This window comes from Plantactinospora solaniradicis (genome assembly GCF_042658085.1).
GTDB lineage: Bacteria > Actinomycetota > Actinomycetes > Mycobacteriales > Micromonosporaceae > Plantactinospora > Plantactinospora solaniradicis.
The window spans coordinates 70315-93639 of record NZ_JBHSPR010000013.1 but is presented as its reverse complement, the minus strand read 5'-3'; the positions used below and the strand labels follow the sequence as shown (position 1 = coordinate 93639).

The following is a 23325-nucleotide window of genomic DNA, read 5'->3' as shown; positions in this document are numbered from 1 at the left end:
TGCCCACCCGTCCCATGGGATGGATGCCGCAGTGATGCGGGGGCGCGTCTATCGTTCTGCGTGTGCGTCGGGCGGTCGGCAGGGCGAGCTTCTGGACGTTGGCCGCCGGCGGCGCGGTGTTGACGGTGGCGGCCTGGAGCGCGTTCTGGTGGCTGGCGGTGCCTCGCCACGAGATCTGCGCGATGACGCTCCCGGCTCCGGCCGGCTGCGGCTCCGGCCGGGTTCCCGTTGCCGCGCTCTGGTCTGTCGTCACCTTGGGGCTCTACGCCGTTGTGCTGCTTCTGGCGCCAAGGATGTCCGGCCGCCGGTGGTGGGGGATGGGGGGCGCTGTCCTCGGCCTGATCGTCGGTGTCGTATGGGGGTACTTCTCGGTGCTCTACGCCTGACGGTCGGTCGTCGGGAAACGCCCGGTCGTGGGGCACGCCGCCGCGATCGACGTGGCGTCTGCTCCTCGACGTCAGCCGCATCGACTCATCCCCGCCGGGTACGGGACGGAACCGCCGTGACTCGACCAGCGTCGAAGCCGGACAGGAGGTCTGGCTGTGCATACGTCCCGAGGTGCCGCGACCCTGCCCGTCCGCGTCGGCGCGGTTCTGGTCACCGGCGCGATGCTGCTGGTCGGTTGCGGCGCACCTACCCCGCCGGGCGACGCGGCGCGTATCGACGCGCGGCTGGTCGCCGACCTTGCCCCGAGCGAGGCCCGCGCGGTGAGCCAGGCGGTCAACGCCTTCGCCTTCGACCTGTTCGCCGAGGTGGCCGGCGCCCGGCAGAACACGATCACTGCGCCGCTGTCGATGACCGTACTGCTGGCAATGCTCCTGGCCGGTGCGGACGGCGACACCGCTGCCGAGATAGCCGAGGTGCTGCACCTGACCGGCCGGCGCGACGTGGAGGTCGGTGCGCTGCTGCGGAAGACGGCCGACACCGACGACGTGACACTGTCGGTGGCCGACTCGCTCTGGGCAGATGAGGGCAGGCCGCTCGAGGAGGACTATCTGACCCTCCTGCGCAGTGCCTTCGGCGCCACCGTGGAACAGGGCGACCTCGGTTCGCCCGACACTGCCGAGCAGATCGACGTCTGGGCCAGCAAGAACACCAACGGGCTCATCGACGGTGTCGCCGCGGATCTCGGGCTGCCCAACCCGGATGCGGTCCTGGTGCTCCTCAACGCGGTCTATTTCCTCGGCGAGTGGACGACCCGGTTCGACCCCGGCGGCACCCGGCCGGAACCATTCACGCTCCCCGGCGGCGGGACGGCCGACGTGCCGATGATGCACCTGACCGACGAGAGGTTCGGCTACGCGCAGCGCGATGGTTACCGCATGCTGCGGCTGCCCTACGGCGAGCACGGGCGGTACGGCATGGAGATCATGTTGCCCGACGACGGAAGAACCCTGGCCGACCTGGTCGCCTCGCTCGACGCCGCCCAGTGGCGCGCCGCCGTCGACAGCCTCACCGAGGAGACCATCGACGAACTCGCCCTGCCGCGCTTCGAACTGCGCTGGAAGGCCGAGCTGACCGACCCGCTCCGACGGCTCGGCATGTCCACCGCGTTCACCCCTGGCAGAGCCGGCTTCCGGCCGATGTCCCCGGCGGCCCCCTGGCTGGAGATGGTCATACACAAGACCTACGTCCGGGTGGACGAGCACGGCACCGAAGCCGCCGCCGTCTCCGGCGGGGCGATGATCACCTCGGCACGGACGGACCAGACGGTGTTCCGCGTCGACCGACCCTTCGCCTTCACCATCTCCGACCAGCAGACCGGAGCCATCCTCTTCCTCGGCGCCGTCACCGATCCACGCGCCTGAACCGCGCACAACTCTGATGTCTGGGCCGTGCTCCTGACCGGCCCGGGAGCCGCTTTGACGGCTCCCGGGCCGGTTCGGTTGGTGTCAGTAGCGGTAATGGTCCGCCTTGTACGGGCCTTCGACGTCAACGCCGAGGTACTCGGCCTGCTTCTTGGTCAGGGTGGTGAGGCGTACCCCGAGCGCGTCGAGGTGCAGCCGGGCGACCTTTTCGTCCAGGTGCTTCGGCAGGACGTGGACGTCCTTGGCGTACTGGCCCGGCTTGGTGAACAGCTCGATCTGCGCCATCGCCTGGTTGGCGAACGAGTTCGACATGACGAAACTCGGGTGGCCGGTGGCGTTGCCGAGATTCAGCAGCCGTCCCTCGGACAGGACGATGATCGAGTGTCCGTCCGGGAAGCGCCATTCGTGCACCTGGGGCTTGATCTCCACCCGTTCGATGCCCGGAACCCGGGCCAGCCCGGCCATGTCGACCTCGAGGTCGAAGTGGCCGATGTTGCCGACGATCGCGTTGTGCTTCATCCTGGCCATGTGCTCGGCCATGATGATGTCGGTGCCGCCGGTCGTGGTGATGAAAATGTCCCCAGTGGACACGACGTCCTCCAGCTCGACGACCTGGAGACCCTCCATCGCCGCCTGTAGTGCACAGATCGGGTCGATTTCGGTGACCACGACGCGGGCGCCCTGGCCGCGCAGCGACTCGGCGGCGCCCTTGCCCACGTCGCCGTAGCCGCAGACGACGGCGAGCTTGCCGCCGAGCATCACGTCGGTGGCGCGGTTGAGGCCGTCCACGAGCGAGTGCCGGATGCCGTACTTGTTGTCGAACTTCGACTTGGTCACCGAGTCGTTGACGTTGATGGCCGGGAACAGCAGTTCGCCGCTGCGGGCCAGCCGGTAGAGCCGGTCGACGCCGCTGGTGGTCTCCTCGGTGACGCCGCGCATCTGGCCGACGATCCGGGTGAAGCGCTGGTTGTCGGTGGCCAGGCTCGCGGCCAACGTCTGCAGGATGAGCTTGTACTCGACGTGGTCGTCCTGGTCGGGAAGCGGCACGGCGCCGGCCTTCTCGTACTCGAAACCCTTGTGTACGAGCAGGGTGGCGTCGCCGCCGTCGTCGACGATCATGTTCGGGCCCTGCCCGTCGCCGAAGTCGAAGAGCTGCATCGTGCACCACCAGTACTCCTCCAGGGTCTCGCCCTTCCAGGCGAACACCGGGGTACCGCTGGGCTGCTCGACCGTACCGTTGGGACCGACGACGACCGCGGCGGCGGCCTCGTCCTGGGTGGAGAAGATGTTGCAGGACACCCAGCGGACCTGCGCGCCGAGCGCGACGAGGGTCTCGATGAGCACGGCGGTCTGGATGGTCATGTGCAGCGAACCCGCGACCCGCGCCCCGCGCAGCGGCTGGGACTGCGCGAACTCGCGACGGACCGCCATCAGACCGGGCATCTCGTGTTCGGCCAGGCGCATCTGGTGCCGTCCCGCCGTGGCCAGCGACAGGTCCGCCACCGCGAAGTCGACACCGTTGATCTCTTGCAGTCTTGCGTTCATGGATTCCTCTTCCGTACTCCGCACTGCCTGGAGGTCGGTCGGACCGGGTCCGACCGGTACGGCGCCGCGGCGGTTGTCATCCGCAGCGCGGCAGAAGATGCCAAGAAGGGCACCTCCTGCTCGGAGGCGCCCTTGCGTCTGGCCGCAGATCGAGCGTGGCGGATGGGATCCGTCGCAGCGCCTCTCGATCCGGGCCGCGCCTCGTAGAGGCGCGTAGGAATTATAGCGGAGGGCGCGATCGATCCCATCCCCGGCCGCCGCCGGTGTACGGACCGAACGTCCGCTGGACGCGCTGCCGACCGGGGTGCCGTATGAGCTCGCCGACGCCGAGCTCACCCCGACCTGGGTGGCGAACCTGTAGCGCGGTCTTGCCGACCTCGCGCCCCTGGCCCGGCTGTACGGCTGGCAGCCCGACTGTGCGGGGTGTCCAGCGTTGTCCAACGATGTCCAGCCAGACCTGTCACCGCCGTGGGCGCGGTTACGGTGACGGATCGAGGTTAGTGCATGTGTCGGACCGGGCTGAGGAGGGCTGTGCTGATGAGGTCGAGAGCCAGGATGGTCGTGGCCGCCGCGGTGACGCTGGCGATGGCGGCGACGTTGGGGCAACCGGTGCCGGTCTTCGCCACGCCGGCAGGGCCGCACCCGGATCCGGTCGGGTTGGTCCGGCTGACCGGGGCTGAGGCCCTGACGGCGGACCTGGCGACCTTGGCGAAGGAGCGGGGGTGGACGCTGGCCCAGGCGCGCGCTCGACACGAGATGGCCGAGCGCGTTCGCCCACTGCACCGTGCGATGGGTGAGCGACTGCCCGACACGTACGTCGGCGGGGTATTGTCCGACGACCCGGGCGGGGCGCCGACGTTCCTCATCAAGGGCGAGGCGCCGGAGTTCGTCCGTACGATGGTGGCCGAGTCGGGGATTCCGATCAGGATCATGGACAACCAGCCGTACTCGTCCAAGGAGCTGGCCGACCGGGCCAGGGCGGTCCACGGGCACCTCAAGACGATGGGGTACCGGTCCATCGCCACCGCCGCCGACGTCACCTCCGGTCAGGTGCGGGCCACGGTCACGGCCACGCCGAACACGTCCGCCCGGGCCGCGACGACCGCCGCCGCGCTGCCCGCACACCTACGGGCCGGGCTCGATCTGGACATCGTCGACCATCCGGCCAGCAACCGGCACACGAGCCTGTTCGGTGGCCTGGCCACCACCCGCCCCGGTGCCGCGCTGATCTGCACCACCGGTTTCTCGGTGAGCCCGGGCGGGTTCGTCGGGGTGACGACCGCCGCGCACTGCAACAACAGCCAGGCGGTACACGGCGCCGCCCGCCATCCCCTCAACCTCTTCGACGAGCACCTCGGAGACTTCGGCGACGTCGAGTGGTCGACGACCTCCGGGGTACCTGTCACGGACGACTTCTTCGGCGGCTCGAACGAGATCCGGGACGTGACGGGCGTCCGGGCCCTGGCCGACATGATGATCGGCGACCAGGCGTGTGTCTTCGGCCGCAGCACCGGCCTGCGACGCTGCTCCACGATCGCCGACCTGGATGTGTCGGTCTCCGACTCCCGGGGCACCTCGCACCGGCAGGTGGCGGTGGCAGCCAACATCGCACAGAGCGGCGACAGCGGTGGCCCCTGGTTCGTCAGTACCCTGGCCTTCGGCACCCACGTCGGCAACGCCGAGCTGAACGATGCGACGGTCTCGATCTTCAGCGTCGCCGACCTGTTCGACGAGGCCCTCGGCGTGACGGTCATGAGGTAGCAGAGCCCCGAACAGGCTGCCCCGGCGATCCGCGGCGGGCCGCGCGTGGTCGCGCTGGCCCGCCGCTGGCGGCTGGCGGTTTCCCCGTTCGCCGATCCCGGACTCGTCCGCTGGCACCGGCGCGTGCTCTCCGTACGCTGCGAGCGCAACACCTGGGACGGCTCGCTCAAGGCACACATCGCGGTCGCGGCACCGCTTCCGGCCCCGCTGGACGCGGGCGTGCCACCCGTCTCCGGGGCCGCCTCAGCCCTCGGATGGCTCGGGACCACCGTGGGAGACGACAAGCATCTCCACGACGGCCACTTCCGGGTGGCGGAAGACGGCGATCATCGGAGTGCACGCGTCGACAGGCCACGGCGTTCGGAGAACAATCATGAGCATTCATTTTGCGAACAGGAGGACCACATGCGCGTCATCCGCGTCATAGCCGACCTCGCAGTGGCTGACATCGAGGCAGCGAAGAGCTTCTACACCGACTACCTCGGGCTGGGCACGGAGGAGTTCAACATGGGATGGGTGGCGCGCTACACCTCTCCCGACAGCGGTGCGATAGTCCAACTCGTGTCGCGCGACGCATCCGCACCCGAAGATCCGGTCATTTCCGTCCAGGTGGATGACGTGGAGGGTGCTTATGAGGATGCTCGGAAACTCGGCTACGAGATCGTGCACCCGCTGACCACGGAGCCATGGGGTGTACGGCGCTTCTTCGTCCGGGCACCGGACGGCAACGTGATCAACATCGTGCACCACCGGCGCTGAACTGCGGTGCGGCGCGCTGGAGCGGGCGGGCGACCAGCGCCACGATCGGCGGGCCGCCGAACTCAGGCGCAGCCCCAGTGCTCCTGAACCTGGATCGTGACCGGGACGCTCTGCGTCTCCACCCCGTCCGACGCCGTCAGCTCCGGCCGGTACACCCCGAACGGTAGCGGTGGCAGGGTCATCGCGATCAGGTTGAGCGCGGTGTGACCGTCGCTTGATCCGGGCGGGATCGGCGTATGCGGCAGGCTCGTGGTCGTGCCGGTGGGGAGGTTCCTCGCTCCGACCTCGACGGGCGTCGACCATTCCCCGTCGAGGGTGATCCAGAAATACGTCCACCAGGACTCGCCGGCCGGAATGCAGATGCGCTGTCCGATGCTCGTCAGCTGCCAGGTGGTCGCCGACCTGGTGGTACCCGCCGCGGCGGCCGGCTGGCTGCCGATCGTCGCCAGCGTCAGCGCGGTGACCAGCCCGAGCGCAAGCCGGGCGAGGCCGGGGGTCGATCGCAACATCGAAGCCTCCCAAAGCTCGTCTGAGGGCGGCTGGCGCAAACCATTGTCGTCACTCAATTGCCGCCCATGAGAACCGACAGCCTACGGCCTCGTTTTCAGAATCCTTTGATAATCTGACCCACTTGTATCGTTCGCTCGGGCTTGCCGGACGTGGTGGCTGTTATGGCTTGGGCTTGATGACGGCGCCGGCCGTGTATTCAGAGAAGATCTCGCCGAGGATGCGCAGCGCGTTCGCGGCCGACTCGTCGGCATCGCCCATCGTGTAGGCGCAGGTGGCGAGCGTCTTCCAGAGGGCCCAGCCGCGCCCGCGCGTCCATGTCGCCTCGTCGACGGACAGCCGCTCCCGGAACGCCTGCCGGCCGTCGGTGGTCAGCAGTGTCCACGCGATTGCCAGGTCACAGGCCGGATCGCCCACGCCACATGTCCCGAAGTCGATGACAGCTGCCAACCTCCCGTCGACGAGCAGGAGATTTCCCTGGGCGACGTCACCATGGAACCAGTTCTCCACACCGTCCCAGCGGGCGTCCAGCGCGCTCTGCCAGATCTCGCGAGCCAGGTCGATGTCGATGTGGCCGTCGAGTATCGTGAGCCCGCGCTGGGCTTGACCATCGTAAGTGCGCAGCGTGCCGCCCCGGAACCAGTTGTGCTTTCCGGGGCGGGGACCGTCAGTGGTGTCGACGGCCTGCAAGGCCGCCAGGAACCCGGCCAGGTCGACCGCGAACCGGACGGGGTCGGCGATACGGTCCGCGCTCGCAGGCTCGCCATCGAGCCATGGGTAGACCGACCACCAGTAGGGGTAACCCGCGCCGGGCTCACCTTTCGCCAGTGGGGTGGGGATGGGTAGCGGGAGTTGGGGGGCGAGCGCCGGAAGCCACCGGTGTTCCTTGTCGACCGCCAGGGCGTACTCGGCTGCACTGGGCAGACGCACCGACATCCCCGAACCGAGGTGGAAGGTCCAGTTGTCCCAGCCACCGTTGGCTACGGGCCGAACCGGGAGCCCGGCCCACTGCGGGAACTGGCCGGCGACGAGCCGACGCACCTGATCCGCGTCCACGGGGATGCGCTGTGGCGCGGGACCGAGATGCGGTGTGTTGCTCACTGAACATCCTTGTCTGACAAGGGAACCGAATTATGGACTCGAACGACGGTTCGCCACCTGAGCGAAGCCTATAGCTGCCTCAGCCCGAACGTTGACCCCGGCTGGGCTGCGGGTTGAGGTGGTGCGGAACCGAGGGCGGAATCCCTCGATTATGGACGGTCGCGGCTGACCAATCCCCGAGGACGCGCCGCGATCGGTGTCTGGGCCCCACGCCCGCGCTCTACGTCGGTAGCCCGCAGCCGCGGCCAGGCAGCACGTTGCGGCGTCCGGCCGGTCGAATGCGTCGGCTCAGGAGAGTGGCTTGGATTGGTGCGCCGGAGTGTCAGGCCCGATCGGCGACCATTACCCGACCATTGCCGAGCGCTCTGCGGTGGCGGGTCGGTGTTGTCAGTGCTTCCGCCGCCTGGAGCAGGTCTTCGTCGCGGGTAACGGTGTAGCCGTGCCGGACGAGCAGGCTTGCCATCGCGGCGGGTGTCCAGGTCGAGCGCCACGGCTCGTGGGCCCAGACGCTGGTGCGGCCGGTGGACGCTGTCAGCGCCCTGGCCGCGAGGCGGCCGATGCTCGCAGATATGGCAGGCACCTGGAAATTGACGATCAGCCGGCTGCTCGGGGCTGAGCAGGTGGCGACCGCGCCGACGGTGGCGGCGACCTGCACCCTGGTCAGATAGGGGACGACACCCTCGCAGACCCAGGTCGTGGCCTGATCCGCTCGGTGGCCGGCAGCCGCTAGCGCCTGGTCCAGCCGGTCACGGCCGAAGTCCACCGGGACGTACGTCGGCGGGCTCCCGGACAGGCCAGCCGCGCGGTCGCGCTTGTCCTGCTGCGAGGCGGGCTGGTCGATCTCAAAGATCGCCACATCGGCGAGTTCCGGCATACGCCAGGCGCGGCCGTCCAGTCCGGCGCCGAGAATCACCAGTTGAGAGCTGGGATGGCTGCGAATGGCGTCGTCGATGGCGACGGTTCGCGGCACCATCATCTCGGCGCTGGCCCGCACCGACTCGTAGTCGACCCGCTGTTGCCAATGTCGGGGTACGACTGCCTCGCGTACCCACTGGACGCTCTCACGCTCGTCCGGTCGCAGAAGGCGCAGGGCCGTCGGGTCGGCGAAGCGGCCAGGTGCGATCAGGCCATCCGCGGCGGCGCGACCCTGGCAGACCAGCACAGCGGTGCGGCTCGCCCGGAGCGGAGTAGACATCACTGCCTCTCGTCGGTAGTTGCGTCGGTCTTGCCGTCGTAGTCGGCCCTGCGTCGAAGTTGCCTTCGCGCTGACCCGGGTACTCCCTGCTTACACCCTCGCGGCCGAATCGGTGGCATTTCTGGACGGCGCAGCGGCGAGCGGTGCTGGTGCGTGCAGCGTTGGCGATGTTCGAGGCGGGCCGAAGCGGCGATGTCGAAGGCACCTACCTCGCCTGGCTCGACACGCGCATACTCGGCCCGGACCCGGCCACGCGGATCCTCGCCGAAACCGGCGTCATGCTCAGCGACGGCTCGCAATTCGGACCTGGTGGCGACGGCTACACCCGCCTCGATCGCTCGTGCTGGAATCTCTACTACCGCTTCGCGCCACAGGCCTGGGGCAAGGGATATGCCACCGAATTGGCGCGGGAGGCGCTCGCAGTCGCCGAGAGACTGAGCCCCCGTCTCCCGGTCGCGGCCCGTGCCAGAGAGTACAACGCCGCATCCCTCAAAGTCGCGCGCAAGGCGGGGCTCGTTGAGCGTTCGGAGTTGCGCCGCGACGACGTTATCGTGCTGACAAACTGGTGGTGAGCGCTTCGCCGATCTGCCAGGCCGGTCTGCGAGAGCTGAGGAAACATTGTGACGAGTGTGCGGTCGTTGTTCGGTACCTTCGTCGAGGGCCTCGCCGAGCAGCTTGCCGGATACGGCTTCGAACGTGCCAGGGGCGCTCGAGTTTTCCGCCGATTCTCCCGGGACGGGGACGTGTTCGTCGTCGAGCTGCAGTCGTCGGCGTACTCCACCAGGACCGAGAAGGCCTTCTACATCAACGTAGCGCTGGTGTTGGCTCCGCATTGGCAGAGTCGCCGGCGTCGCCTCGGGCTTCCCGGTTCCGAGCTTCCCCGAAGTCTTCACGGTATCTGGTCTCACCGGATCGGGTTCACCACGCTGTCGGGGGGCGATCAGTGGCGGATCACAGACCGAGCGACGCTTGCCAAGGTGTCGGAACATGTCCGGCGACGTGTTGACGAAGCGTTGCCTGAACTCCTCCAGATGTTGGACAGGGACACACTCTTCGTGGATGCCGCCGAGCTCTTCCGAGGTGGCGCCTGGCGGGTGCGGGCTTGGCTCCTGGCCGAGAAGGGCCCTTCCGAAGAACTCGAACGCCTGTTGTCCGCGGGCGAACCGGCCGCGGTAAGGATGATCCGGGACTACGTGGCCAACTCCTACGAACCCGCGCCCGGCGAGCTTCTCCGTGCTCGCCCGCGGTCACACCATGAGTCCGGCTCACGCGGTGTTCACAGCCAAGGCGCGCCGGATGCGGAGCGGGCCGTCCAGGGACGGGTGGCCGAGGACAACATCGTCCAGTTGCTGAGACGGATCAGCGGGTACGTCGGCTACGCGTACGACGACCTTGATGAGGCGGCGCTTACCGGAGCGCTGGACGACACGAGCGACGAGTCAGCCGACGCCTGGTTCCGGTATCCGCTCATGGGCATGCCCCCGCTGACGGTTCAGCTGGCCCGATCGCCGGGCGGCACGGCCGTCAGCGTCCGCGTGGAAGGAGCCATGGCGCAGATCCTGGCCACCCGGATGGAAACCCTGCTAGACCTGCTGTAGCCAGTCAGGAACCCCAGATTGGGATGCGTCCTCGTACCGCTGACATAGCGGGTCGACCGTCGGGCGCCATCACCATCCGTGATCCGGCCAGGTGGAGCCTTTCTCTGCCACCAACGTCCTGGCCGGATACACCTGGGCCGTCCGACGGCTCCCGCTCGACGGAGACGAGCCCGGGCCGGTCGCTCCGGCACCTCACAACTCAATCCTCGGGAAGATCGGACCTGCCTTGACGACCTTACGACCGGCCAGTTCGGTCAGCGAGTCGAGGCTCGCGGCCGGGTCCTCGCCGACCGCGCCGAGCAGCCGGCCGGTGCCGGCAGGAATGAACGGCCGCAGCAGGATCGCGATGCGTCGTACGGCGTCGATGCCGCAGTACAGCACGGCGTCCAGCGTCCGGGCCGCGTCCTCGTCACCGGTGTCGGCCGCCTTCGCCAGGTGCCAGGGTGCCCGGTCACCGACGTAGGCGTTGCTGCGCCGGACCAACTCGCCGATCCGGGCCAGCGCCTCCCGATGGTCGAACCGCTCCATCGCGGCCACACTGTCGCGGACGGCGTCGGCGGTCCGGGACTCCAGGTCGGCCTCAAGGTCGCCGGCCCCGCCCCGCGCCGGGACCACCCCGCCCCGGTACCGTTCCACCATCGACGTCAGCCGGCTGACGAGATTGCCGACGCCGTTGGCGAGATCGTTGTTGTAGCGGGCGACCAGGCGCTCCTCGGCGAAGTCGCCATCGCCGAACGGGGAGAACTCGGCCAGCAGGTAGTACCGGACGGCGTCCTGCCCGAAGGTGGCGACCAGCTCCTCCGGGTCGATCGCGTTACCGAGAGACTTGCTCAGTTTCTGGCCGGCGTTGGTGATGTATCCGTGCACCATGACGTCGGTCGGCAACGGCAGCTTGGCCGCGAGCAGCATGGCCGGCCAGTAGACGGCGTGGAATCGCAGCACACCCTTGCCCAGGACGTGGATGCGGCGCTCGGCGTCGGCCCAGTAACGGTGGTAGCCCGGGTCGTCATGCAGCCAGTTGAACGTGTTGATGTAGTTGGTGAGCGCGTCGATCCAGACGTACATGACCTGGCTCGGATCACCGGGAACCGGGATGCCCCAGCCGCGTGCCCGGCTGGCCGACCGGGAGATGCTGATGTCGGCCAGGCCGCTGCGGATGAAACCGAGCGTTTCGTTGAGCCGGGTCTGCGGGTGGACCCGGAGCTGGCCCGACTCGATGGCCTCGGCGAGTTGGTCGCCGTAGCGGGACAGCCGGAAGAAGTAGTTGCGCTCGCTCACCAACTCCGGCTCGACGAGGTGCTCGGGGCACTTCCCGTCGACGAGGTCGGACGGCTCGTAGAACTGCTCGCAGCCGACGCAGTACAGGCCGGCGTAGTCCTTGGCATAGATGTCGTCGTTGGCATCGAGCCGACGCCAGATCTCCGCCGCCCCGGCCAGGTGGTGCGGGTCGATGCTGGTGCGGATGAATGCGGTCGTCCCGACGCCGAGGGAGGCCAACAGCTCCTCGAAGTAACTCACGTTGCGGTCGACCAGGGCCTGCGTGGTCATGCCGGCCTTCTCGGCGGCCAGCACGTTCTTCAGGCTGTTCTCGTCCGAGCCGGTGAGGAAGTAGACCTCACGGCCCGTCATGGTGAGATGCCGGGAGATCGAGTCCGCCTGGACGTACTCGAACGCGTGCCCGAGGTGCGGGCGCGCGTTCACATAGGGGATCGTGGTGGACACATACGCGGTGGCTGGCATGACCCCTCTTCGCGGCCGTTGTCGGCATCGCACCTCGCGGCTAGCTGGCTGAGGGTGCGGTGTGCGGACTGCAGTCCACTCAATTCCGGCTCTTCGGTCGGACCAGGAGCACAGCCCACCATACCGCCGCGAATCGTAGTGATCGATCGATGACGCGTGCCATGATACTTCCATTCGGACTCCGCCCCGGTGACCCGGTAGGGCTGGTTAGCCCGTCCGGCCCGGTCCGTACGCCGACTCGGCTCGCCCGGGCGGCGGATACGCTGGCCGGTTTCTGGCAACTGCCCGTACGGATCACAGGTGGTAGCCCAGGTTCACGGCCAACGTGGCCACCGCGACTGAGAAGAACACGGCCCATCCCACGAGCTGGCGGGAACCCACTCGCAGGTGCGCGACGAGCGCGCCGAGGAAGTACAGGACGAGGCCAACAGCGGCGAGTGTGCCCAGCAGCGGCACGGCGAATCCGGCCAGGAGCCCCAACGAGCCGGCCGCCAGTAAGACGCCCAACACCGGTACCCACGACCGTGGTATCCGCTTCATGTCCGCCTGGGCCTTTGGGCGGAGCACGGCAGACGAGTGCGCGGCAGTTGTCCTCCGCGTCGGTCATGAGTCGAAGGCCATCCCGGCGGCCCGGATCCTGTCGTCTGGGTACCTGCTCATGCGACCTGGGCTGGTGGCCCTTTGGTCGGCGCGACGGCCGAGGGCCGGGAAGGCGCGGACCGCGGCCTCACGCCCGGAACGTGCGGCGGTAGGCGTCCGGCGGTACGCCGACCGTGCGGTGGAAGTGGCGGCGCAGCGTCGTCGCCGTGCCCATGCCCGCGGTCGAGGCGATGGTGTCGACGCTGTCGTCCGTGGTCTCCAACAACTCCTGCGCGCGGCGGATCCGCTGCGTCAGCAGCCACTGCAGCGGGGTCGTGCCGGTTACCGAGTGGAAGTGGCGGGCCAGGTGGCGCGAGCTCATGTTCGCCTGGCGGGCCAGGTCCTCCACCGTGAGTGGCTGGTCCAGCCGCCGCATCACCCACGGGAGCAGCTCGGCCAGGGGATGACCGTCCTGGGCGGGCACCGGTGTGGTGACGAACTGGGCCTGGCCACCAGCCCGGTGGGGCGGCACGACCAGGCGGCGGGCGACCACGTTGGCGATCGCCGAGCCGTGGTCGCGGCGGACCAGATGCAGGCACAGGTCCATCGCCGCGGCCTTGCCCGCGGACGTGAGCACGCTGCCGTTGTCGACGTAGAGCACGTCCGGGTCGACCTTCACCCGGGGATAGCGCGCGGCCAGTTCGTCGGTGTGCGCCCAGTGCGTGGTCGCGCACAGCCCGTCCAGCAGGCCGGCGGCGGCGAGCACGAACACGCCCGTGCACAGGGAGACCACCCGCGCCCCTGACTCGTGGGCCGCGCGCACCGCCTCGACCAGGTCGGCCGGCGGGTCCTCGGCGACGTCCGCCAGGGCGGGGACGATGACGGTGTCGGCGTGCGCCAGCTGGTCGAGCCCGCAGTCCGGCTCCAGCAGGAACCGGCCGACCCGGACGGCGTGGGTGCCGCACACCCTGACGTCGTACCAGGGCGGTGGCAGGGCGGCCGGGGCGGAGCCGAACACCTCGTAGGCCAGGGCCAACTCGAAGTGCAGCATGCCGTCGGTGGCGGCGACCGCGACGGAGCGCGGGACAGAGATCATGTCGGGAATTGTACGGGTCATGTCGTTCCGGACACTGGCACCGATAGGCCGACAGCGACAGGATTTCCGCAGTGGATCACTTCGAGCACGCGGGAGCAGGCATGGGATCGGATCGGAACGTGGCGGTATTCGGCGCCTACGGGCACACCGGGCAGTTCGTGGTCGCGGAGTTGCGCGAGCGCGGATACGTCCCGCTGCTCCGCGGTCGAGACCAGGACAAACTGCTGGCGCTGGCGCAGGCCCAACCGGGGTTCGAGGCGCGACAGGCATCGGTCGACGATCCGGCCTCGCTCGACCGCGCGCTGAACGGAGCGGCGGCCGTGATCAACTGCGCCGGGCCCTTCGCCACGACCGCCGCCCCGCTGGTCGAGGCGGCGCTGCGCGCCGGCATCCCGTACGTCGACGTGGCGGCCGAGATCGAGGCGAACCTTGACACCTTCGCGCACTTCGCGGAGCCCGCCCGCGCCGCGGGCATCGTGGTGGTCCCGGCGATGGCCTTCTACGGCGGCCTCGGCGACCTGTTGGTCACCACCGCGATGGGGGAGTGGACGGCGGCGGACGAGGCGCACATCGCCTACGGCCTGAGCAGTTGGCACCCCACTGCCGGAACGCTCGCTTCGGGCACGATCTCGGGGCAGCGACGGGGTGGCCGCCGTGTCCGATACAGCGGCGGACGGCTGGAGTACCACGACGACGCCGTGTCGACCCTGGAGTGGCCCTTCCCCGCTCCGCTCGGCCCCCAGAGTGTCATCGGAGAGTTCACCATGGCCGACGTCGTCACCATTCCCAGCCACCTGGCCGTCACGGAGGTGCGCACCTACATGACCGCCAGGGCGGCCGCGGATCTGTCCGCTCCCGACGCCTCGGCACCGTCGGCCGTCGACGAGCGCGGCCGCTCCGCGCAGACCTTCGTCGTCGACGTCCTCGTTCGTGCCGGCGGCGCGGAACGCCGCGTGGTCGCCGCAGGTCAGGACATCTACGCCGTCAGCGCGCCACTCGCGGTGGAGGCCGTCGACCGCATCCTCACCGGCCGGACCAGGACCACCGGCGTCGCCTCCGCGGGCGCGGTCTTCGATGCCCCGGACTTCCTCCACGCCCTGTCCTCGCAGCTGTCGATGCACGTTCCGCTCGAGACACGCGGCTGACCGGGCGATCCGTGCCTCTTCCTGGAAGATCTGCGGCGCCGCGACAGCGACGACTCACGGCGACAGCGCCGCCGGACGTGGCCGATTTCGCGGAGCGCTGACAGGTCGACAAATCATGCGCGAACGACGCGGGACGGTGGCATGATAGATCGAAACATATGAATGAATAGCGGCGGCTGTCGGGTCGCGGTGCCGTCCGGCCGGACAAGGGGACCGGGCCGGTAGCCGCGCTGAGCCGGCGCCGACCCCGGGTCTGAGGAGCCACCATCATGACCATGCGACGTTCTGGATGCGGGTCCGCCCGGGTCCGCCCGGTCCTCGCCGTCGCCGTGTCCGTCCTCGTCGCGGGGGCGCTGGTAGGTGCCGGTCCGGCGGGCGCGGCCGATCCGCCGGACAGGGTGGACAACCCGTACGCCGGAGCCCGGGTCTACGTGAACCCCGAGTGGGCCGACCGTGCCGCCGCCGAGCCCGGCGGCCACGTGGTCGCCGGCCAGCCGACCGCCGTCTGGCTGGACCGGATCGCCGCCATCGAGGGGACGGACGAGGCGATGGGCCTGCGCGAGCATCTGGACGCCGCCGTGGCGCAGCGCGCCGAACTCGTCCAGTTGACCATTTACAACCTGCCGGCCCGCGACTGTGGCCGGCGGGCCCCGCAGGGTGAACTGTCGATCGAGGAAATCGTCCGGTACCGGGCGGAGTTCATCGATCCGATCGTCGAGATCCTCGCCGCTCCCCGCTACGCCAGCCTGCGGATCGTCGCCTTCGTCGAGCCGAATTCGCTGGCCAACCTGGTGGTCAACACCGGTTCTCGGTACACCGCCACCCCGGCCTGCGAGGCGGTGCTGGCGCGCGGCACCTACCTGTACGGGATCGGGTACGCCCTGGCCCGGCTCGGCGCCGTACCCGGCGTCTACCCGTACCTGGACATCAGTCACCACGGTGAACTCGGTTGGCCGGACAACTCCGGTCCGATGACCGCGCTGCTGCTCCAGGCCGCGACCACGGCCGGCAGCACGGTGGCGAACGTGCACGGCTTCGTCGCCAACACCGCCAACTACTCCGTGCTGCGCGAGGAGTACTTCCGCGCCGACGACGTCGTCAACGGCCAGCCGGTGCACCTGTCGAAGTGGGTCGACTGGAACCCGTTCGTCGACGAGGTGCCGTACGCGCGACACATGCGCGAACTGCTGGCCGGCAGGGGCTTCTCCCCGGAGGCGAGTGTGCTGGTCGACACCTCCCGCAACGGCTGGGGCGGCCCGGCCCGACCCACCGGGCCAGCGACCCGGCACGATCTGAACCAGTACGTCGACAGCAGCCGGATCGATCGGCGGGCGCTCGTCGGGAACTGGTGCAACCAGGCGGGCTCCGGCCTCGGCCAGCGGCCGGCCACCGAACCGGAACCCGGGATCGACGCCTACGTGTGGGTCAAACCGCCCGGCGGGTCCGACGGTGCAAGTGGCCAGCCGGGTCTCGGTCAGCCGTACGAGCCGATGTGCGACCCGTACTACAACCCGCCGCGCGGTTCCCCGTACCCGACCGGAGCGCTGCCGGGCGCCCCGCCGTTCGGAGAGTGGTTCCCGGCGCACTTCCGCCAGCTGCTGGCCAATGCCTGGCCGCCGCTGTGACAGCCGCTCCCCGAGGTTCGATGGCCTGGACGCCTGAGCCGTCCCGCGTCCTCGCTGGCGCGGATCCCGGCACAGGGTCCAGCTGAGCCGATGGTCGGCGACGGGGCTACCGACCGGGGTCAAGGGCTTCGCGGACGATCTGGAGGATCTGGTCCGACAGCGGTGTCCGGCTGGTTGCGCGGGCCAGGGTAAGCGCCCCGACCATGGTGGCGAGGTCGGCGACCGCCCGCCGGTACGGCTCCTCGGACCCGTGGCTCGGGGCATGTTCCAACTTCGCGAGTTGCTCCAGCGTATCTTCCAGGCCCGCCACATAGGACCCGCGTAACGGGCTGTCCGCCGGGGACCGGGCGGCGTCGCCGGCCAGCGCCGTGTTGGCGCAGCCGGTCCCCGGTGCGTCCCGATGCTCGGCGGAGAGGTACGTCCGGATTACTTCGGATCGGGCGCGCGTCCGGTCCGGCTCGTCTTCGCCGATCCGGGTCAGCGCGGCCCGGATCTCGTCGAACGCCGCCTCGGTGGCGATGCCGACCAGCTCGTCCTTCGAGCTGAAATGCTTGTAGAAGCCGCCGTGGGTGAGCCCCACGGCTAGCATCAGGTCCTGGACGCTCACCCCGGCGGGGCCGCGCTCGCGTAGCAACCTCGCCATGGCGTTGACCACGTCCTCGCGGTGTTTGGCTGCGTCTACGCGGGATGCTCTCCCCATCACCGGTCTCCGTTTCAGTGGAGTGGGCCACGACGGCGAGATTTAGATTACACCGATCATCTAATTGACCCGGCTTCGCTTGACGCAAGTTAGATTACATCCATCATCCAAACGCAACCCGAAAGGTTTCCGCACATGACCACGTACCTGATCAACCACCTGCGCATCCCCGGGGGCGTCCCGAACGAGAAAGGGCTGTCCTACCTCGAACAGGTCGAGGCCACCGTGGCGCCGTACGGCGGAAAGTGGCTGGCCCAGGGTGACGCGACCGTGGTCGAGGGAGCCTGGCCCGGCTCGGTGGTCCTGATGGAGTTCCCCGACCGCACCGCCGCCGAGAACTGGTACAACTCGCCGGAATACCAGGCGATCCTGCCGTTGCGCGTCGACAACGCGATCAGCGACCTCATTCTGGTCGACAGCGTCGGGCCGGACTTCACCGTGGCCGGCTTCGCCCAACAGGTCCGGGCCGCGATCGCTGCCGCCTCCGGCACCTCGAACTGAGGGGTGCCTCGCGTGGAGACGGACGTGACACGGGATCATGTCGACACCGCCGCACAGGCGTGGATGACATCGGCCGCGATGTTGGCGGAGGTCCAGCCGGGCGGCTTTCACCGGGTGGGCGCACACGGCACTTCCGAACTTGTCACCGGTGCGCCGATGCCGTTCTTGAACGGTGTCATCAGTATCCGCCGTGAGGCCGACGTCGAGGAGGTGGCAGCCTTCGCCGCCTCCCCGAGACTGAAGGCGGTGGCCTGGAGCATCCAGGTACGGAACGAGCGGGCGGCCGACCAGATCGCGAGTACGGTCGCACACCACGGGTTCGGACAGACGATGGCGCTACCGTTCATGATCAAAGAACTCTCGGAACGCGACACGGAGGTCCCCGTCGCCGATCCGGTGGTACGCAGGGTCTCGGGTGCCGAGGGCGATCTGTACCAGCGAGTGATGGCCGCTGGTTACGAGGGTCCTGTGGAGATCTTCGCCATCTTCAGCTCGCCGGCTGTCATGGATCATCCCTCGATGCGTGCCTACATCGCCGAGGTGGATGGCGTGCCGGTGGCGACCTCCTTCGGCGTTCTCGTGGACGACCTGGTGGGAGTGTTCAACGTCGCGGTTCCCCCGTCGTCCCGGCGGCGCGGCTACGGCAGGGTGGCGACGGCGGCGGTCCTACGTGAGGCGTACGCGGCCGGGGCGCGCACCGCGTTCCTGCACGCCAGCCCGCTCGGAGTTCCCCTTTACCAGGACATGGGATTCCGGATCGCGGAGAACTGGCGGATCTTTACCGGGTAGACCGCGTATGCGGCATCGCTGACCGTACGGCTCGGGGGCGGCGGTCTGTGGCGGCGGGGACGCACGGCCGCGCGGTCCGGCCGTGACCACGGCCTGACCGATCCGGGATCCGAGCCCACCTGCCGTAGGCCACGATCGTCGTGGACCACAAAGCCGGCCGCCGGTCCGGACTGGGTCCGGACCGGCGGCCGTCGGGTTCGGTCTGGCGGTTACGGTACGGCGACGTCCGGCGCGCCGCCCCGGTCGGCCGTGACCGGGCCGGCCACGTTCGCCGCCGCGGCTTCGCCGCGCTTCTCGTCGGCGTAGACCATCAGGGTGGAACCGACGATGGCGAGCAGGATGCCGATCGTGGCGTAGACCGACGGCACCTTCTGGTAGACGATCAGCGAGAGGATCACGGTCAGTACGGGCGCCAGGGCGTTGGTCGTGGGGGCCACGATCGAGGCCTTGCCCCGGCTGAACGCCATCACCAGGAACAGCGCGCCGACGGCGTTGAGCAGCTGGGTGACCGCGGCGAGGGTCGGCGCCTGCCAGGGCGCGTCCAGCGCCAGGCCGCCGGCCATCCAGATGGCGATCGGTGCCAGCAGCAGACCACTGATCGTCATCCAGGTGAAGGTGGTGGCGTCGTTGACGCCGACCGTGGCCGCCTTACGCATGAAGTAGGCCTGCACACCCCAGGCGACGCAGACCACGATGGCCAGGAGCAACCACGTTCCACCGGTGGCGGAACCGTCGCCGTCGCTGACGCTGAACAGCACGACCGCGACCAGCGCGGCGACCGCGCCGAGCATGGCGAGCCGTGGGATGCGTTCACGCAGCAGCACCATGGCCATCAGCACGGTGATCGCCGGAGACAGCGCGATCAGCGGGAAGATCAGGTAGGCCGGGCCGATGGTGAGCGCCTTGAACAGCAGCAGCTGGCCGCCGGCGCCGGTCAGGCCAACCAGCAGGCCGTACACGACCGCGATCGGGCGGCGGTCCAGCCGGTTGCCGCGCAGCGCGGCGACGGCTGGGATGATCATGGTGAGGGACCAGACGACGTAGACCATGCCGTCGGGGTAGCCGTAGTCGGAGGTCGGGACGGCGGAGAAGGCTCCCCATACGCCCCAGAACAGCACGAGCAGTCCCGCGTAGGGGATCCAGCTACGGCTGATGCGTGAAACAGTCGTTGGCATCTGCGCCTCCTCAGGCAGCGGTGGCGATCGGGGTGGTCCGGAGGTGTTCGAGCGCGTCGGTGCTCAGCGGGCTGCCGGCCTGTTTCGCGGCGTAGAGGGCCGCGCCGACGACCGGCGAATACATGGGCTGACGAAGGTCGTACCCGTCGTGCAGCGTGTGCAGGTGTTGTCGGAATCCCTCGCGCACCTGTCGCGCGTTGAACGTGCCGCCGGAGTAGGAGACCAGCACCTGCTCATCGACGGGGTAGCCGAGTCGGCCACGGGTGGTTTCCACCAGATGGGCGAGTTCCCGGCCGGCCTCGGCGAGGATCGCCGCGGCCGCCTCGTCGCCCTGGTCGGCGGCGCGGGTGACCAGTGGGCTCAGCGCCGCGATTTTGCCGCGGTCGCCCTGCCACCGGTTCAGCACGACGTCGATCAGATCCAGGTCCGCGGACAACTCCAGGTGGTCGCGCAGGACATCCAGGAGCGGACCGGCGGGCTGTCGACCATCGCTCATGCGGGAGAACGCCTGCAGGCCGCGGATGGCGATCCAGTACGCCGAGCCCTCGTCGCCGAACAGTTCGCTCCAGCCGCCGACCCGCAGGCCGCGACCGGCACGTTCACCGTAGGTCATCGATCCGGTGCCGCTGATCACGTTGATGCCGTCCGCGGCGCCCAGCGAGCCGGACCAGCCGCAGACCATGTCGTTGTCGACCCGGTACCGGTCGTGGCCGAGGACCTGCCGTGGCGCCGCGTCGAGGGTGGCGATGTCGTCGCTGACCTCGCCGTAGGTCGGAATCCCGAAGAACGCGAAGTCGATGTCGGCCGGGGTGACGCCGGCCGTCGCGCAGACGGCGCCGATGCCCTCCTTGAGGACCTGGGTCACCAGGTCGATGCCTTCGCTGAAGTAGTAGCTGCTCGCGGTGGTGGCCTGGGCCACGATCGCGCCGTCCGCCCTCAGTAGGCAGAAGGCGGTCTTGGTGCCGCCGCCGTCCACGCCGAGGAACATGTGTCTCACCTCCGTCTGGCGTCACTGCTGACGTCAGCTCCGTCGCCGTCCGGGCCGGGATGGCCCTGATCTGAACCTGTCGTTGGCCTGGCCGCGGGCTAGCGGCGCAGGCGGTGCATGATCGCGCCCTGGACGACCCGGTTGACCTCGCCGCCGGGGAAGGGATTGTCGGGGGTGTTTCCGAGCGCCAGGGAGAAGTGCAGGCCGATCAGCTGCGCGCAGATCACGGCGGGCAGCGCCAGCGCGGCGTCGTCCACGTCCTCGATGCCGGGCAGGGTCCAGGCGTTGTCCCTGGCTGGCTGCCCGACGTGGCCGGTGACGGTGACGAGGTTCCGCTCCGGGATGACCCGCAGCAGCTCGGCCACCATGTCGCGGTCGTACTGGCTGGTGTATGGGTCGTTGGACTCGTAGCTGACTACCAGGGTCTGGTCGTTGAGCACGGATTTCGGTCCGTGTCGGAAGCCCAGGGCGGACTCGGCCAGGGCCACCGCGCGGCCGGCGGTCAGCTCCAGGACCTTCAGGGCGGATTCCCGGGCCAGGCCGTGCAGGGTGCCGCTGCCGAGGTAGACGATCCGGGAGTAACCGCGGGCGGCGAGGTCGGCCGCCGCGGCCGGCCGGGTGGCCAGGACCTGCTCGGCCGCGGTGGCGAGCCGTTCCACCATGCCCTCGTCGCGGCCACCCAGGGTCAGCAGGCCGGCCAGCACCATGCCGGTGAAGCTGGACGTCATCGCGAAGCCCCGGTCGTTGGCCGCCTCGGGCAGCAGCAGCACGTGCAAGCTCGACCGGTCGGCGTGCTGGCTGGCGAGCCGGCCCCGCTCGTTGCAGGTCACCACCAGGTGCCAGCAGTCGGTCAGCACCTGGCTGGCCAGCTCGGTCGCGGTGACGCTTTCCGGGCTGTCACCGGAGCGGGCGAACGACACCAGCAGTGTCGGGACATCCTCGGCGAAGCAGGCCAGCGGGTCGGCCACGATGTCGGTGGTGGCGACGGCGTCCACGCGGCGGCCCAGCCGCCGGCGCAGCGACGGCGCCAGCACCTCGCCAACGTACGCCGAGGTGCCCGCGCCGGTGAGGACGATGCGCAGGTCGGGCCGTTCGAGCAGCGGCTTCAGAAACGCGGCGGTGGCCGCACCCGACTCGGCCGTTATCCGGCCGATCTGGCGCCACACGGTCGGCTGCTGCGCGATTTCGCGGCTGGTGTCGACGGCGCCGCGCCGGCGCAGGTAGTCAGGGTCGTGGAGGAGGGTGCTCATGCTGCCCGCCGCCGCTGCGACGGGGTGGACGCGTGGCGGTAGCCGCGCAGGACGTCGCGGATGCGATCGAGGACGAGCTCGACGGGGTGGTTGCCGAGGGTGCCGTCGCGGACCCGCTGGTACTGGTCGGGCAGGTACTGGCTGAGCAGCGGCAGCGGGATGTCCCGGTCGCTCAGGTTGGCCAGCAGGCGCCGCTCGGCGGCCTGGATCTCCGGGTCCGGCCAGTAGTAGCGCATCCGGTCGCTGTAGCTGTACCGCCGGGCCAGGCGCTGCTCGGCGGCGTCGCCGGTGTAGTACTTCGCCCACTGCCCGGGTTCGGCGAGCATTCGCTGCTCGACCACCTCCGGCAGGCTCGAGCGGTCGTGCTCCGCGACGAGTTCGGCCTCGATCGCGGCCAGCGCGAACAGGGCCTCCCGCAGGGCGAAGGTCAGGCCGGGCCCGACCTTGAGCACCGCCCAGTGATCCTCGACCAGGGCGGCGAGTCGCGGGGCGGTCTGGTAGTCCGTGGAGTGGGCCTCGAAGACCATCGTCGGCTCGTCGTCCAGGACCCGCTGCAGATCCTTGGTGCGGTCCCGGTCGTAGTCCACCACCCGGAGGTGGTCGAACTCGACGCCCGGCTGCACGACCAGGGCGATCACCTGCGGCCACACGTGCTCGAGGCCCTGCCCGGCGAAGGCCGCCCGGTGCCGGGCCAGGGTGCTGCGGGCCGACTCGGCGGTGGTGGGTAGGAGTTCCTCGATCGTCTCCTCGGCGCCGCCGGGAACCGGGACCTCGGTGCCGATGACGTACCGGAGTTCCCCGGCCCGCCCCGTCGCGGCGGCGGTCTTCTCGGCGACCGCGAGCATCCGGGCGGCGCGGGCGGCCATCACCTCGTCGGTCAACGGGGTCTGGTCGTCCGCGCAGGGGTAGCTGCAGTCGAGGTGGATCTTGGTGAAGCCGGCCTCGACGTACGCCGCCACGAGCACGTCGGCGTGCGCCATGGCCTGCTCCGCCGGCAACGAACGCCACCGGTTCGGGCCCAGGTGGTCGCCGCCGAGCACGACCCGCTGCCGAGGCAGTCCGGCATGGTCGGCGGCCCGGTACACCAGGTCGCGGAAGTCCGTGGGCCGCATACCGGTATAGCCACCGGTCTGGTCGACCTGGTTCGAGGTCGCCTCGATCAACACCAGGTCGCCGTCTTCCCGGGCCTGGGCCATCGCGGCCTGCAGGACCAGTGGATGGGCGGAGCAGATCGACGTGATGCCGACCGGTTCCCCCTGTTTGTGCAGGGCGACGACGGTGTCGAGCGGGTTACTCACGGGGCGGTTCCTCCTCGGCGTTCCTAAGTTGGTTATGGACCCTACTGGTATTCGATCTGGCCGGCTACTGCCTGATTGGTATGTAATCTGGTATGCCCGGTCGACCCGGAATCCCGACCACCGCCACGGCGCGCGGCCTCGCCATCCACGCCGTGGTCCTGGAAA

Annotated in this window: 21 protein-coding genes and 1 pseudogene; 10 read left to right on the top strand and 12 right to left on the bottom strand. The window is 69.4% G+C overall.

From position 1 onward, the window contains the following. The first annotated feature begins 62 nt into the window (after positions 1–62). Together ACFP2T_RS18325 and ACFP2T_RS18320 are read left to right on the top strand one after the other, a co-directional pair. Entirely contained in the window at positions 63–386 is a 324-nt protein-coding gene (locus ACFP2T_RS18325; protein ID WP_377423249.1) for a hypothetical protein, read from the top strand. A 156-nt stretch (positions 387–542) separates the two neighbouring features. Next, complete coding sequence (locus tag ACFP2T_RS18320) at positions 543–1808, top strand: serpin family protein (protein ID WP_377423246.1); 1266 nt, start codon at positions 543–545, stop codon at positions 1806–1808. Between the two features lie 84 nt (positions 1809–1892). On the opposite strand, the gene ahcY is transcribed toward ACFP2T_RS18320, so the two are convergent. Continuing rightward, positions 1893–3353 (bottom strand): adenosylhomocysteinase, encoded by a 1461-nt coding sequence (gene ahcY / locus ACFP2T_RS18315; protein WP_377423243.1) that lies wholly within the window; start codon positions 3351–3353, stop codon positions 1893–1895. A 537-nt stretch (positions 3354–3890) separates the two neighbouring features. On the opposite strand from ahcY, the gene ACFP2T_RS18310 reads away from it, so the two are divergent. After that, positions 3891–5114, top strand: coding sequence for a chymotrypsin family serine protease (locus ACFP2T_RS18310; RefSeq protein ID WP_377423240.1), 1224 nt, complete (start codon positions 3891–3893; stop codon positions 5112–5114). A gap of 45 nt (positions 5115–5159) precedes the next feature. Beyond that, a complete protein-coding gene (locus tag ACFP2T_RS18305; RefSeq protein WP_377423238.1) occupies positions 5160–5873 on the top strand; it encodes a VOC family protein in 714 nt (237 codons plus the stop codon). 62 nt (positions 5874–5935) lie between these two features. On the opposite strand, the gene ACFP2T_RS18300 is transcribed toward ACFP2T_RS18305, so the two are convergent. The 3 genes from ACFP2T_RS18300 to ACFP2T_RS18290 form a co-directional block, all read right to left on the bottom strand. Continuing rightward, the gene (locus tag ACFP2T_RS18300) at positions 5936–6382 is read right to left on the bottom strand and encodes a DUF5980 family protein (protein ID WP_377423236.1); all 447 of its coding nucleotides are present in this window, start codon (positions 6380–6382) and stop codon (positions 5936–5938) included. A 160-nt stretch (positions 6383–6542) separates the two neighbouring features. Then, positions 6543–7436, bottom strand: coding sequence for an aminoglycoside phosphotransferase family protein (locus tag ACFP2T_RS18295; RefSeq protein ID WP_377423233.1), 894 nt, complete (start codon positions 7434–7436; stop codon positions 6543–6545). Between the two features lie 367 nt (positions 7437–7803). After that, the gene (locus ACFP2T_RS18290; protein ID WP_377423231.1) at positions 7804–8676 is read right to left on the bottom strand and encodes a class I SAM-dependent methyltransferase; all 873 of its coding nucleotides are present in this window, start codon (positions 8674–8676) and stop codon (positions 7804–7806) included. A gap of 143 nt (positions 8677–8819) precedes the next feature. On the opposite strand from ACFP2T_RS18290, the gene ACFP2T_RS18285 reads away from it, so the two are divergent. Both ACFP2T_RS18285 and ACFP2T_RS18280 read left to right on the top strand, forming a co-directional pair. Beyond that, entirely contained in the window at positions 8820–9248 is a 429-nt protein-coding gene (locus ACFP2T_RS18285) for a GNAT family N-acetyltransferase (RefSeq protein WP_377423228.1), read from the top strand. 48 nt (positions 9249–9296) lie between these two features. After that, positions 9297–10274 (top strand): DUF4304 domain-containing protein, encoded by a 978-nt coding sequence (locus tag ACFP2T_RS18280; protein WP_377423225.1) that lies wholly within the window; start codon positions 9297–9299, stop codon positions 10272–10274. 192 nt (positions 10275–10466) lie between these two features. Here the strand turns inward: ACFP2T_RS18280 and ACFP2T_RS18275 are convergent, their stop codons facing one another. The 3 genes and pseudogenes from ACFP2T_RS18275 to ACFP2T_RS18265 form a co-directional block, all read right to left on the bottom strand. Further along, positions 10467–12014 (bottom strand): methionine--tRNA ligase, encoded by a 1548-nt coding sequence (locus ACFP2T_RS18275; RefSeq protein WP_377423223.1) that lies wholly within the window; start codon positions 12012–12014, stop codon positions 10467–10469. Positions 12015–12308: 294 nt separating this feature from the next. Further along, a pseudogene (locus ACFP2T_RS18270) lies at positions 12309–12572 on the bottom strand (DoxX family protein); the annotation flags it as partial. Positions 12573–12741: 169 nt separating this feature from the next. Next, complete coding sequence (locus tag ACFP2T_RS18265) at positions 12742–13689, bottom strand: helix-turn-helix domain-containing protein (protein WP_377423221.1); 948 nt, start codon at positions 13687–13689, stop codon at positions 12742–12744. Positions 13690–13790: 101 nt separating this feature from the next. On the opposite strand from ACFP2T_RS18265, the gene ACFP2T_RS18260 reads away from it, so the two are divergent. Both ACFP2T_RS18260 and ACFP2T_RS18255 read left to right on the top strand, forming a co-directional pair. Then, complete coding sequence (locus ACFP2T_RS18260) at positions 13791–14834, top strand: saccharopine dehydrogenase family protein (protein ID WP_377423219.1); 1044 nt, start codon at positions 13791–13793, stop codon at positions 14832–14834. A gap of 275 nt (positions 14835–15109) precedes the next feature. Then, entirely contained in the window at positions 15110–16459 is a 1350-nt protein-coding gene (locus ACFP2T_RS18255) for a glycoside hydrolase family 6 protein (RefSeq protein WP_377423217.1), read from the top strand. Positions 16460–16565: 106 nt separating this feature from the next. On the opposite strand, the gene ACFP2T_RS18250 is transcribed toward ACFP2T_RS18255, so the two are convergent. Further along, on the bottom strand, positions 16566–17159 hold the full coding sequence (locus tag ACFP2T_RS18250; RefSeq protein ID WP_377423214.1) for a TetR/AcrR family transcriptional regulator: 594 nt from the start codon (positions 17157–17159) through the stop codon (positions 16566–16568). Positions 17160–17294: 135 nt separating this feature from the next. On the opposite strand from ACFP2T_RS18250, the gene ACFP2T_RS18245 reads away from it, so the two are divergent. After that, the gene (locus ACFP2T_RS18245) at positions 17295–17660 is read left to right on the top strand and encodes a DUF1330 domain-containing protein (RefSeq protein ID WP_377423212.1); all 366 of its coding nucleotides are present in this window, start codon (positions 17295–17297) and stop codon (positions 17658–17660) included. Between the two features lie 24 nt (positions 17661–17684). Then, positions 17685–18449 carry a GNAT family N-acetyltransferase gene (locus ACFP2T_RS18240; protein ID WP_377423210.1) on the top strand — a complete coding sequence of 255 codons (765 nt, stop codon included), beginning with the start codon at positions 17685–17687 and terminating at the stop codon, positions 18447–18449. 209 nt (positions 18450–18658) lie between these two features. Here ACFP2T_RS18240 and ACFP2T_RS18235 read toward each other — a convergent pair whose 3' ends face one another. The 4 genes from ACFP2T_RS18235 to ACFP2T_RS18220 all read right to left on the bottom strand — a co-directional run bounded on the left by ACFP2T_RS18235 (position 18659) and on the right by ACFP2T_RS18220 (position 23160). Then, entirely contained in the window at positions 18659–19624 is a 966-nt protein-coding gene (locus ACFP2T_RS18235; RefSeq protein ID WP_377423209.1) for a DMT family transporter, read from the bottom strand. A gap of 10 nt (positions 19625–19634) precedes the next feature. Further along, positions 19635–20612 (bottom strand): N-acetylglucosamine kinase, encoded by a 978-nt coding sequence (locus ACFP2T_RS18230; RefSeq protein ID WP_377423207.1) that lies wholly within the window; start codon positions 20610–20612, stop codon positions 19635–19637. Positions 20613–20710: 98 nt separating this feature from the next. Next, complete coding sequence (locus tag ACFP2T_RS18225; RefSeq protein ID WP_377423205.1) at positions 20711–21862, bottom strand: SIS domain-containing protein; 1152 nt, start codon at positions 21860–21862, stop codon at positions 20711–20713. Then, positions 21859–23160, bottom strand: a complete 1302-nt coding sequence (locus ACFP2T_RS18220) for a D-tagatose-bisphosphate aldolase, class II, non-catalytic subunit (RefSeq protein ID WP_377423203.1) — start codon at positions 23158–23160, stop codon at positions 21859–21861. Before ACFP2T_RS18220 ends, ACFP2T_RS18225 begins: the two co-directional genes overlap by 4 nt. Positions 23161–23325: the final 165 nt, after the last annotated feature.

Bases quoted from the DNA above. Each gene is read 5' to 3' on its own strand.
- ahcY (WP_377423243.1), bottom strand. From the start codon at position 3,353: ATGAACGCAAGACTGCAAGAGATCAACGGTGTCGACTTCGCGGTGGCG.
- ACFP2T_RS18310 (WP_377423240.1), top strand. From the start codon at position 3,891: ATGAGGTCGAGAGCCAGGATGGTCGTGGCCGCCGCGGTGACGCTGGCG.
- ACFP2T_RS18300 (WP_377423236.1), bottom strand. From the start codon at position 6,382: ATGTTGCGATCGACCCCCGGCCTCGCCCGGCTTGCGCTCGGGCTGGTC.
- ACFP2T_RS18290 (WP_377423231.1), bottom strand. From the start codon at position 8,676: ATGTCTACTCCGCTCCGGGCGAGCCGCACCGCTGTGCTGGTCTGCCAG.
- ACFP2T_RS18275 (WP_377423223.1), bottom strand. From the start codon at position 12,014: ATGCCAGCCACCGCGTATGTGTCCACCACGATCCCCTATGTGAACGCG.
- ACFP2T_RS18265 (WP_377423221.1), bottom strand. From the start codon at position 13,689: ATGATCTCTGTCCCGCGCTCCGTCGCGGTCGCCGCCACCGACGGCATG.
- ACFP2T_RS18260 (WP_377423219.1), top strand. From the start codon at position 13,791: ATGGGATCGGATCGGAACGTGGCGGTATTCGGCGCCTACGGGCACACC.
- ACFP2T_RS18255 (WP_377423217.1), top strand. From the start codon at position 15,110: ATGCGACGTTCTGGATGCGGGTCCGCCCGGGTCCGCCCGGTCCTCGCC.
- ACFP2T_RS18250 (WP_377423214.1), bottom strand. From the start codon at position 17,159: ATGGGGAGAGCATCCCGCGTAGACGCAGCCAAACACCGCGAGGACGTG.
- ACFP2T_RS18245 (WP_377423212.1), top strand. From the start codon at position 17,295: ATGACCACGTACCTGATCAACCACCTGCGCATCCCCGGGGGCGTCCCG.
- ACFP2T_RS18235 (WP_377423209.1), bottom strand. From the start codon at position 19,624: ATGCCAACGACTGTTTCACGCATCAGCCGTAGCTGGATCCCCTACGCG.
- ACFP2T_RS18230 (WP_377423207.1), bottom strand. From the start codon at position 20,612: ATGTTCCTCGGCGTGGACGGCGGCGGCACCAAGACCGCCTTCTGCCTA.
- ACFP2T_RS18225 (WP_377423205.1), bottom strand. From the start codon at position 21,862: ATGAGCACCCTCCTCCACGACCCTGACTACCTGCGCCGGCGCGGCGCC.